The organism is Shigella sp. FC1967, assembly GCF_001743005.1.
Taxonomy (GTDB): Bacteria; Pseudomonadota; Gammaproteobacteria; order Enterobacterales; family Enterobacteriaceae; genus Proteus.
Map to the genome: position 1 here is coordinate 1 of NZ_MIIZ01000188.1, position 10,253 is coordinate 10,253.

General features: G+C 38.3%; 10 protein-coding genes, 1 other RNA gene and 1 pseudogene. 5 read left to right on the forward strand and 7 right to left on the reverse strand.

The window, feature by feature from the left end; translation table 11 throughout:
- Together BHE89_RS26785 and BHE89_RS01695 are read left to right on the forward strand one after the other, a co-directional pair.
- Positions 1-242: DUF927 domain-containing protein (locus BHE89_RS26785; RefSeq protein ID WP_128860275.1), on the forward strand; the 242-nt coding region annotated here is incomplete at its 5' end.
- A complete protein-coding gene (locus BHE89_RS01695) occupies positions 208-810 on the forward strand; it encodes a DUF927 domain-containing protein (protein ID WP_171742426.1) in 603 nt (200 codons plus the stop codon). The genes BHE89_RS26785 and BHE89_RS01695, both read left to right, overlap by 35 nt.
- An 895-nt stretch (positions 811-1,705) precedes the next feature.
- On the opposite strand, the gene BHE89_RS01700 is transcribed toward BHE89_RS01695, so the two are convergent.
- The 4 genes from BHE89_RS01700 to smpB form a co-directional block, all read right to left on the reverse strand.
- On the reverse strand, positions 1,706-2,536 hold the full coding sequence (locus BHE89_RS01700; protein ID WP_286145820.1) for a hypothetical protein: 831 nt from the start codon (positions 2,534-2,536) through the stop codon (positions 1,706-1,708).
- 439 nt (positions 2,537-2,975) lie between these two features.
- On the reverse strand, positions 2,976-4,184 hold the full coding sequence (locus BHE89_RS01705) for an integrase domain-containing protein (protein ID WP_069367806.1): 1,209 nt from the start codon (positions 4,182-4,184) through the stop codon (positions 2,976-2,978).
- A gap of 166 nt (positions 4,185-4,350) precedes the next feature.
- Positions 4,351-4,717, reverse strand: a transfer-messenger RNA (tmRNA) gene (ssrA, locus tag BHE89_RS01710).
- A gap of 59 nt (positions 4,718-4,776) precedes the next feature.
- A complete protein-coding gene (gene smpB / locus BHE89_RS01715) occupies positions 4,777-5,259 on the reverse strand; it encodes an SsrA-binding protein SmpB (RefSeq protein ID WP_069367807.1) in 483 nt (160 codons plus the stop codon).
- A 156-nt stretch (positions 5,260-5,415) separates the two neighbouring features.
- Here smpB and BHE89_RS01720 point away from each other — a divergent pair, with 156 nt between their 5' ends.
- On the forward strand, positions 5,416-5,850 hold the full coding sequence (locus BHE89_RS01720) for an SRPBCC family protein (protein WP_069367808.1): 435 nt from the start codon (positions 5,416-5,418) through the stop codon (positions 5,848-5,850).
- A complete protein-coding gene (locus BHE89_RS01725; RefSeq protein WP_369961909.1) occupies positions 5,840-6,136 on the forward strand; it encodes an RnfH family protein in 297 nt (98 codons plus the stop codon). Before BHE89_RS01720 ends, BHE89_RS01725 begins: the two co-directional genes overlap by 11 nt.
- A 206-nt stretch (positions 6,137-6,342) precedes the next feature.
- Here BHE89_RS01725 and bamE read toward each other — a convergent pair whose 3' ends face one another.
- The 3 genes from bamE to nadK all read right to left on the reverse strand — a co-directional run bounded on the left by bamE (position 6,343) and on the right by nadK (position 9,467).
- The gene (gene bamE, locus BHE89_RS01730; RefSeq protein ID WP_069367809.1) at positions 6,343-6,705 is read right to left on the reverse strand and encodes an outer membrane protein assembly factor BamE; all 363 of its coding nucleotides are present in this window, start codon (positions 6,703-6,705) and stop codon (positions 6,343-6,345) included.
- Between the two features lie 113 nt (positions 6,706-6,818).
- A complete protein-coding gene (recN, locus tag BHE89_RS01735; RefSeq protein WP_069367810.1) occupies positions 6,819-8,480 on the reverse strand; it encodes a DNA repair protein RecN in 1,662 nt (553 codons plus the stop codon).
- Positions 8,481-8,567: 87 nt separating this feature from the next.
- Positions 8,568-9,467 carry an NAD(+) kinase gene (gene nadK / locus BHE89_RS01740; protein ID WP_069367811.1) on the reverse strand — a complete coding sequence of 300 codons (900 nt, stop codon included), beginning with the start codon at positions 9,465-9,467 and terminating at the stop codon, positions 8,568-8,570.
- Between the two features lie 100 nt (positions 9,468-9,567).
- On the opposite strand from nadK, the pseudogene grpE reads away from it, so the two are divergent.
- Positions 9,568-10,180, forward strand: a pseudogene (grpE, locus tag BHE89_RS01745) (nucleotide exchange factor GrpE).
- The last annotated feature ends 73 nt before the right edge of the window (positions 10,181-10,253 follow it).

Here is a 10,253-nt window from a genome sequence, read left to right on the forward strand (position 1 = left end):
TGTTACTGTTGAAAAATGAACTTTATTATGTCAAAAACTCAGGAGAGGTGTTAGGTGAAAATGGTAAGTTAAAAATATTTCCATACCCGAATGCTAAAACATTCGATATTTCCTTCCAGCCTAAAGGAACACTGGGTGAATGGAAAGATAAGGTTGCGGAATCTGCTAAATATAGCTCTTATATTATGCTTGCTTTATGTTCAGCTCTTGCTGGTATATGCATTTATTTTACAAAAAATTGAGTCTGGAGGATTTCATTTCTGTGGAGATAGTTCAAAAGGTAAAAGTACAACCCTAGATATAGCAGCTTCTGTATTTTGGGGGAATCCATACATTCTTGATTGGAATATTACTGATGCTGCATTTGAGCAGTACGCAGAATCACGGAATCATGGGTTATTTTTGGCTGATGAACTTGTTTTAATAGAAGCAAATAAGCAAGTTGCTGCGCAGAAGATGCAAAAATTTGTTTATATGATTGGTTCTGGCTTAGGTAAATTAAGAAGTAATACATATCAAGAGCATTTAGCTAGTTGGCAGTTCGTTGCATTAAGTAATGGAGAAAATGCTTTAAGTCAACATGCTAGTGAAGGACAAATGAAGCGTAAAAATGGCGAGAAAGCACGATTCATTGATATTCCTGTAAGCTGTAATAACGACATGGGAATTTTTAGCTCATTGCCTAAAGGTATGTCGTCATCTGCTGAATATGTGGAGCGCTTAAAAGTTGATTATAGTGACAATTACGGTACAGCAGGAGATGGATTTATACTTAAGATATTGAGTAAAGTGAGAAAAAAAATCTTCTGAGTATATTACTGATAGGCTTGAATATTATATCACCGAATTCTTAAAAAAGAATAAAGTAGGTCATAATGGGCTAGAAAGACGTATAGCTACTCGTTTTGCTTTAGCATATGCAAGTGGGATTTTAGGCATTAAAACTAAGATTCTTCCTTTTACTGAGACGGAGGTCTTTGATGGTGTCACAGATTGTTATCTGAAAGCTATTGACCAAAACCCAATTAAAAAGATGGTTTTCAATCAAAAACTATTAGATGCATTGAAAAAGCCCTGTAAACCGAAAAAGAGCCTAGTAGATGAGGACGAGCTAAATAACTTAGATGTTATTGTTTTAAAAATCAAGGGAGAATATTATGCCGCAGTAAAGTCGTCATTTTTTGATAATAATATTATTGGGAATAAAAAAAACTGTGATTCGCCAGTTGGTCTCAGAAGGAAAGTTACTTACTGATGCCCAAGGCAAAAGCACTCGCCAGTGCAAGGTTAATGGCGTGAAATTAAGTCGCCGCTATTGCTTGAAAGTAGATGTTGTGGGTTAACTGTTCAACTAGTAAATATCATATGAAAGGCCTTCTAGTTATTTCTGGAAGGCCTTTATTACATTGGCTTTTACATTGGCTTTAGGCTATTTGAGTGATATTGGTCATATCTGCGTCAAATTTAATTGGGTAGTAGTCTGCTCTGAGCGAGGAGCGGACTTCAAGAAAAGTACTCAGTTGCGTACCGATTGCAAAATATGAAGATATGACAGTATGACTGCATTAAGGGCTGTGAGTACAACCCTTAAGAAAAAAGGTTTAATAATAATTCCTGGCTTTCGCACTCGTTTCGATTAAGTTTATTTCATGGTAGTGATTATTTATAAAGTCGCAAAAATTACTAATTTTAACTTCGAGATTGCTCATACTATCCGTGATTTTTTCGTATAAATCATATTCCTTCTGATTTCGACAAAAGTCACGGGGGTTATAAAGCTAAAAGTATTTTGCAATGTTAAATAATCATATGGAGCTATTGCAAATAAGGAAATTAGATCACCCCAAGCCGTTGTAAACTCATTTATGACGCCCTTTAAATTTGTATCACTCAGTTGAAAAACTGCTGAATTTAAAATGTCCTGAATATTATTGTATTCATCAATAATTAATGAATGTATGTATTTTGCGTCACCCCGCAAGTGGTCTATTGTTGAAGTAAAATCAATAACATTCAACAATGTCGACAAATTTGAGATATCTCTCTTGCGCAAAAGTTCTTCCCTCGTCGGTTGGAGTTGTTCGAACATTTGCGGGTAGTATATTCTGAGTACATCTGGGTCTTTCGTTAAATCAAAACTAATATCGTCCCAGAAAGCCACATTGACAGGAAACAGGCCATTTAATTGCCTGTTAGCGTTGAGTGTTCTTACATAACTCTGAATGCTGACATCCCTGGCTGCCGTCGTAGCGATGTAAAGAGCTGTGATTTTTGGGTTGAATTCTTCAGCCTTAAGCAATTCATCATCAATTGTCGCCTTGCTAATTCCTGATACTGTATTTTTACACTGGATTCCAACGAAGTGCCCAAAGGAATCATCACCATACACATCAACGCCATCCTGCTTCTGCCCTGGCCGTCCATGTCTGTTCAGATTAGGATTGGACCATCGCAGTTGGAATGAACTTTTGCACATATCCTCAAACTCGTCCCATGATTTAGGGGGGGCTAACCGCATTGAATTATATGTAACCACTTACTAATCCTTTATCTAAAGATGCTTCATTTTTGTAATGAACCAATATCATAATCATGCCTGACGTGCAAGATCTTACTTGGCATGGTTATATGGCGTGAACATAATATATTCTGTAAGTGCGTATGGAGTTGTTAATGAGGTTCGCTGCTCAAAGTAATGGCTTCACACTCTAAGTCTCTTTTTTGATAAATCAAAAGATTATGGGAAGTGAAAATCCTATCGAAAATGGCGACTCTTAAATCGAAAAACGGCACATAGTACATATGATCATGAGTTAATCGATTTTTTCTTACATTTTTTCACCTAACATGATATTAGTTCGACTGAGCACCAGACCCAATTACCACTATTTAATGAGTACAATTTCTTTACTTTAGGTCGAGTAGTAGTAACGACCGCTGTTGGCACAAAACAGACAATTAAATTTAATTGTCCACTAATGCTTATTGAACGCGTTATTAACAAACTCTCCCCACCAATCCATCATTTCACGCCTTTGTTCGAGATAAATAGCTCGGTTATATGCGCGTCGCACCTCATTGCTATCGATATGGGCTAAAGCTGCTTCAATCACATCAGGTTGAAATCCATGCTCATTTAATGCTGTTGATGCAATTGAACGGAATCCATGTGCTACAAGGCGACCTGCAAAGCCAACACGCTTGATAGCCGCATTAACTGTTTGGCTATTCATTGGTTTAGTGTGTGGTGATTTCATACTAGGAAAAATGTGTTCCCTATGACCGCTTATAGGTTTCATAGTTTCTAATATTACCAACGCTTGAGGAGATAGAGGAATGATATGTTCCCTTTTCATCTTCATTCTTGTTGGTGGGATAGTCCAGAGCTTATTATCAAGATCGATCTCACACCATGCAGCTTCGGCTGCTTCAGCTGGGCGAGTCATGGTTAATAATTGCCATTGCAGTAAACAGTAAGTTTGTCGCTCAATGTTGACACCTTGGATTGCAGCCATCAATTCAGGAAGCTGATCAGGCTTTAATGCAGGTAAGTTTTTTACAACTGGATTTTCAAAAGCGGCGGTAATTTTTGCAGCAGGATTAGCATCAAGATAGCCCACATTCACAGCATAAAACATCACTTCATTAATGCGTTGTGCTACTCGTTTAACTGATTCTAGTTTGCCTTGTGCTTTTAAAGGTTCTAATGCGCTAATAAAGTGGCGAGCTTTTAAATCAGTTATTGCTATATCACCAACATGAGGGATGACATGTAACTCAAGTGAACGCCAAATGTCTTTCAAGGTTGATTCTTGTAAGCTAGATTTACTTTTGATTTCGAACCACTGCTGAGCTATTTTTTCAAAGGTATTATTTTTTTCTTCGAATAGGCGTTGTTCTTCAGCTTTTTTGTGTTCTTGTGGATCTATATTTTTAGCTAGAAGCTCTCGTGCATTTTCACGTTTAAGCCGAGCATCTAGAAGGCTAACTGTAGGATAGCTACCAAAGCTAATAAGTGCTCGTTTCTTGGTTATAGGGCGGTAGTAGTTAAAGCGCCATATTTTTGAGCCAGTTGTTTTTATTAGCAGATATAAGCCATTTCCATCTTGCAGCGTATAATCTTTATCCTTGGGTTTTGCTGATTTAAGCTTGGTATCACTGAGTGGAACTGTTGTACGCGCCATGTAGTTATACGCCTTTTAGTTATACATAAGGGATATAACTAATGATATAACTAAAAATTTTGCTTGTCACTGAGCATAACTGACCATTAATACATATAAAAAAAGCCTTCAACTATGATATTGAAGGCTTTTTTAATCATCACTTGAACATCAATGATACTATATTTGGTGGAGCTGGCGGGAGTTGAACCCGCGTCCGAAATTTCTACATCCGCGGCACTACATGCTTAGTCTAGTCTTTGATTTCACTTACCCACTGCGGACAGACACGCCATGAATAAGCTAGCTTGATTAGATTTAACGCTTCAACTCCAAGCTAGGCATCCACGCGATCTCTTTTGGGTTTGACCTCTCTTGATCCCCGTCTTAAGAGCGGAAGCTAGGGAGAGAGGGCTCTAAGCAGGTTATTAAGCTGCTAGTGCTAGTTTGTTTTCGTCGTTTGCGACTATTTTTTTGCGGCTTTTTACGAGGCCAACCGCCCCTCGGCATGCACCTTGGGTTTCGCAAATCCCGTCGAATCCAGAATCAGCCCCAAGTTGTTGAAAGCGAGTATATCAGAAAAATACTTGTAATTGCTAGTACTTAACGCAATTTAGCGGTTAGCATTTTTCATAATACGTGCTTTGTCTAATTTCCACTCACGATCTTTAATGGTTTCACGTTTATCGTGATCTTTCTTACCCTTTGCAACGCCAATTTTGATTTTGCACCAAGCGTTTTTCCAATAAAGGGAAAGCGCAACAACGGTATAACCATCACGGTTGATTTGACCATAAAGGTTATCAAGTTCACGTTGTTTTAATAATAGTTTACGGGTACGTGTCGGATCACAAACCACATGAGTTGATGCAACATTTAAAGGAGTAATGGTTGCACCAAAAAGATAAGCTTCACCGTCACGCATGACAACGTAGCTATCACTGATGTTGGCTTTTCCTGCACGCAGTGATTTAACTTCCCAGCCTTGAAGCGCCAAGCCCGCTTCAATTTCATCTTCAATGAAATATTCATGGCGAGCACGTTTGTTTAACGCTATGGTCGCAGAACCAGGTTTGTGTGATTTTTTCTTTGTCATAATGTCCACATTATACTGTATGAGCAATAGAAAGAAATCATTTAACCGACTGTTTTCTTTTCAATTGCATAAAACTTAAGCTATATTCCATTAGATTTTTAATTAGTCACTGTTCAATGATATGATCACACACAGTGTTGTCGTACAGGAATAACTATGCCTCAGATTAGTCGATCTGCTCTTGTCCCTTTTAGCACAGAGCAAATGTTTAAACTGGTTAATGATGTTCTTACTTATCCTGATTTTCTACCAGGATGCGTTGGAAGTAAACTGATCAAAAGCACTCCAGAAGAAATGATTGCATCAATAAATGTCTCTAAAGCGGGAATTAGTAAAACATTTACTACCCATAACTTTTTAAAGACTAATGAACGTGTTGATATGCGTCTTGTTGATGGTCCTTTCCGTAAGTTAACCGGGGGGTGGGTATTTACCGCACTTGATGATAATGCGTGCAAGATAGAATTTCAGCTAGACTTTGAATTCACTAATAAATTAATTGAGTTGGCTTTTGGCCGTATTTTTAAGGATTTAACGAACAATATGGTTCAGGCATTTACTCTCAGAGCGAAAGAGATCTATCGTGACTAAAATATGGGTAGAGGTAACCTATGCGTTGCCTGATAAACAGTACCTTATCCCTGTTGAACTAACGTTAGGGGACACTGTTGAACAAGCCATTATTGCTTCAAATATCTTAACGATTTGTAATGATATTGATTTGACTAAGAATAAAGTGGGTATTTATAGTCGACCAGCAAAGTTAAGCGATAATGTGCGAGACGGTGATAGAGTTGAAATTTATCGACCTTTAATTGCGGATCCTAAAGAGATGCGTCGTAAACGTGCTGAGAAAGCACGACAAAAAGCAGATTAATATTATGCTTTCTGCCCCATAGAAGGAAGCATCATAGACTGCACTGATAGTTCGTTTGATTACAGACAGATACAATAAAAGACAACACGACTATAAAGCAATTTCTCTTTATAAAAACACACCCCAACGTCAAGTTTAACGTATGGGGTGCAATTCGTTTTTGCCAATCTTATACAAAACTAAGTTTTCTTAGCACTGTAATCGTATTACGATTTTGTTTCAGGTGCTGAGAGGTTAGGCATATTGCCTTGCTTATCAATTTTAGTCAGTATGCCATTGCTATCAAAAGTCAGCGTAAGAGTCTCTTGACGTACTTTTTGATGGCCTGGCTCTTCACGGAAAACATAATACCAAGTCTGACTTCCGAAAGGATCTTTAAGCATTGGCGTACCAAGGGCAAATTGAACTTGCTGCTGTGTCATTCCTTGCTGAACTTTTGCGACTTCGGCTGGTGTTAAATAATTTCCCTGATTGATATCTGGGTGATAAACCAGTCTCTCGAACATAGAGCAACCTGAAGTCATTACGACTAAAGATAAGGCGGTAACTTTTAACAGTTTAAAACGCATGGTTATTACATTCCTTTTAGGGTCATAGTGACGATGATAATCGACAACGCAGCAATTGAAAACCTTTCACGCTCTGCCTATGACCCTAAATATCAATAAAAGTTTGTTAATCGTTATGCAGCCAACAAATCTTTTGCATTTGCTAAGGTATTTTTGGTGACTTCACTACCTGCTAATAAACGAGCGAGCTCTTGTAGGCGCTCTTTTTTCGATAACAGTTTCATGGTTGTTTCTGTTTCTTCACCATTTGTCTCTTTATTAACGAAATAGTGTTGATGACCACAACCTGCAACTTGAGGTAAGTGAGTGACACACATAACTTGAGTTGACTCGCCTAACTCGCGCAGCAATTTACCCACAATAGCCGCTGTTGGACCACTGATACCCACATCGACTTCATCAAAAATAAGTGCGGGTGTATCCATTTTTTTTGCTGTGATCACTTGGATTGCGAGCGCAATGCGTGATAATTCACCGCCTGAAGCCACCTTGGAAAGCGCTTGATGAGGTTGTCCTGGGTTTGTGGTGACATTAAATTCAACTTTTGTAGCACCATCAATTTGCAGTGAGCTGTCATCAAAATAGATATCAACAGTAAAATAACCATGTGGCATGGATAACTGATGCATACTGTTAGTGATAAGTTGACTCAATTCATTTGCATATTGTTGGCGAACTTGATGCAGTTGTTTTGCGACATCCAACGCAATTAAATGGTCAGCTTTGACTTGTTCGATTAAAGCGTCACAATCATCATTTTGACGAAGCAGAGCATTCTTCTCTTCAATTAATTGCTGATGAAGATCATAGAGTTCTTCCGGTGCCACGCGATGTTTACGTGATAAACTAATATACTTAGACATGCGCTTTTCTACTTCAAATAAGCGATTAGGATCCATCTCTAAGCGATCGCTATAATGACGAAGTTCATCACTCACTTCACTAATTTGAATAGTTGCTTCTTCTAACATCTCTAATAGTGAATTGAATTGACTTTCCATAGAGGTCAGTTCAGCAATTTCATGTTTAGCTACGTTAAGCATACTTAAAATATTTTGCTCTTCATTGTCACTTAAAATTTGTAAACTATTTTGACTTAGTGTTAAAAACTGCCCACAGTTAGAAAGACGTTTATATTCTTGATCTAATTCTGGGTATTCGCCTTGTACTGGTTGAAATTCATTGAGCTCTTTTAAGTGGTAATCAACCAGTTGCTGCCTAGCTTCTCGTTCTAAAGAGAGTTGTTGAAAAGCGGCTAAAGTTTGGCAACTTTGATGCCATGTTTGATACGCCGACTTCATGCTTTTTAATAAAGTAGGTTCATGCGCATAGATATCAAGCAATTGTTTTTGATAGCGGGGCTCTAGAAGTTGCTGGTGAGCATGCTGGCCATGAATTTGAATAAGTAAAGAACCAAGCTCTCTTAATTGTGAAAGTGGTACAGAAGTGCCGTTGATAAAACCACGAGAACGCCCATCAGCAGAAATAGTTCTTCTTAATAGGCATTCGTTATGATCATCAAGATGATGTTCTTCGAGCCAACGTTGTGCTGATGGCGTATCAGAGAGTGAGAATCGTGCACATAAATCGGCTCTAGTCGCACCTGGGCGCACCATATTAGCATCACCACGGTTACCTAAGCATAAACCCAGTGCATCAATTGCAATAGACTTACCTGCGCCAGTTTCGCCTGTAATGGTGGTCATGCCACCAGAAAAATCGATTTCAAGTTCACGGACTATGGCAAAATGACTAATGGTTAATTGAGTCAGCATAGTGCCTCTCCTGTGTATAAAAACATATCTGTAATTACATACAGTATAAACTGGTTTTTTATACAGTAAAGTAGTGAGGCACAAAAATTAGAACATTTTTTTCGACCAACCTAACTTTGAGCTGAGTGTGTTAAAATAATTGTAATCAGTCGGGTGAACTAAATTGAGTTTTTGACGACTTCTTTTAATAATAACTTCATCACCTTCTTTAATGGGTAACACTAATTGGCTATCGCAACTGACTTCATAATCGATATTCGTTTGTGAGAATTTTAAGCGAATTTGGCTATCACTGCTGATAACTAAAGGACGTGCTGATAAGGTATGTGGAAACATAGGCACAAGCGCAATAGCATCAAGATTTGGCGTTAAAATAGGACCACCCGCAGAAAGTGAATAGGCTGTTGATCCCGTTGGTGTTGCGATAATTAAGCCGTCAGAACGTTGAGAGAAAGCAAAGCGATCATCAATGTAAACTTCAAACTCGATCATATGAGCAACTTTACCAGGATGAAGTACGACTTCATTGATGGCTGTACCAATGCGATTTCTTTGACCTTCAGCATAGACGCGGGCTTCAAGTAAAAACCGTTTTTCTTCACGATAGTGTCCAGCCAGCACATTAGTTAATTGCTGTAAGGCATTATCAGGGTCAAGGTCAGTCAGAAAGCCTAAATTACCTCGGTTGACACCAATCACTTTAATATTATAGCGGGACAAAACACGCGCAGCCCCAAGCATATTGCCATCACCGCCAACAACAATAACGAGATCGGCAACTTTGCCAACTTGTGTTAAATCACCTGTTTGTGCATTTTCTAGCTTCAGCTCTTGAGCAACTTGTGTATCAATAATAACGTCATAGCCTTGAGCCAATAGCCAATGATAAAGCATTTCATGTGTTGAAATTGCTTCAGGGTGGCGTGGATGACCAACAATGCCAATGCATTTAAAGCGTTTTTCTTCCGTTACGGTATTGTCTGGCATTTTTTTACCCTCGTTTTGCGCCAATTCCTTGAAACCCGTTTATTGATCCCCATAATAAACTAAATATGAAGATGAATACCAAAACTACGCGGAGATGTTCATGAGTAGTAAAGAACAAAATGTACATGAAGAGCAAGTCTCAAAAGAAAAAGAAGGAATGGGATCTGTAATGGATGAGTCTCAAGAGCCAACAATGACTGAAGAAGCACAAGCGGACTTTAATGCTCAAGCTGAGTTAGTGGAAGCATTAGCACGTATCGATTCTCTTGAAAAACAACTGGAGCAATCACAAAAAACAGAACGTGAAGCCATGGCTCGTGCTTTAGCGGAAGTTGAAAATGTGCGTCGTCGTACTCAACAAGATATTGAGAAAGCACATAAATTTGCACTTGAAAAGTTTTCTAATGAGTTATTGCCTGTACTCGATAATTTAGAGCGTGCTTTATCAGCGGCTGATCATGAAAATGAATCATTAAAACCTATGATTGAAGGGTTAGAATTAACGTTGAAATCATTTTTAGATGCTGTTCGTAAATTTGGTATCGAAGTGGTGGAAGAAAAAAACGTGGCATTTAACCCCGAAGTTCACCAAGCGATGACTTTAATTGATAGCCCTGAGCATGAATCTAATCATGTGGTTGATGTTATGCAAAAAGGATATACCTTAAATGGTCGTTTTATTACGCCCAGCTATGGTTATTGTTTCTAAATAAGATAGATAAAACATTCGTTATCACATATAGATAAAATAAACCGCACAATACGAAGATTATTTAATATTCTTGT

Excerpts from the sequence above, each read along its gene's own strand:
- smpB (WP_069367807.1), bottom strand. The coding sequence starts at position 5,259 with ATGACAAAGAAAAAATCACACAAACCTGGTTCTGCGACCATAGCGTTA.
- nadK (WP_069367811.1), bottom strand. The coding sequence starts at position 9,467 with ATGCCAGACAATACCGTAACGGAAGAAAAACGCTTTAAATGCATTGGC.
- recN (WP_069367810.1), bottom strand. The coding sequence starts at position 8,480 with ATGCTGACTCAATTAACCATTAGTCATTTTGCCATAGTCCGTGAACTT.
- BHE89_RS01705 (WP_069367806.1), bottom strand. The coding sequence starts at position 4,184 with ATGGCGCGTACAACAGTTCCACTCAGTGATACCAAGCTTAAATCAGCA.
- BHE89_RS01720 (WP_069367808.1), top strand. The coding sequence starts at position 5,416 with ATGCCTCAGATTAGTCGATCTGCTCTTGTCCCTTTTAGCACAGAGCAA.
- bamE (WP_069367809.1), bottom strand. The coding sequence starts at position 6,705 with ATGCGTTTTAAACTGTTAAAAGTTACCGCCTTATCTTTAGTCGTAATG.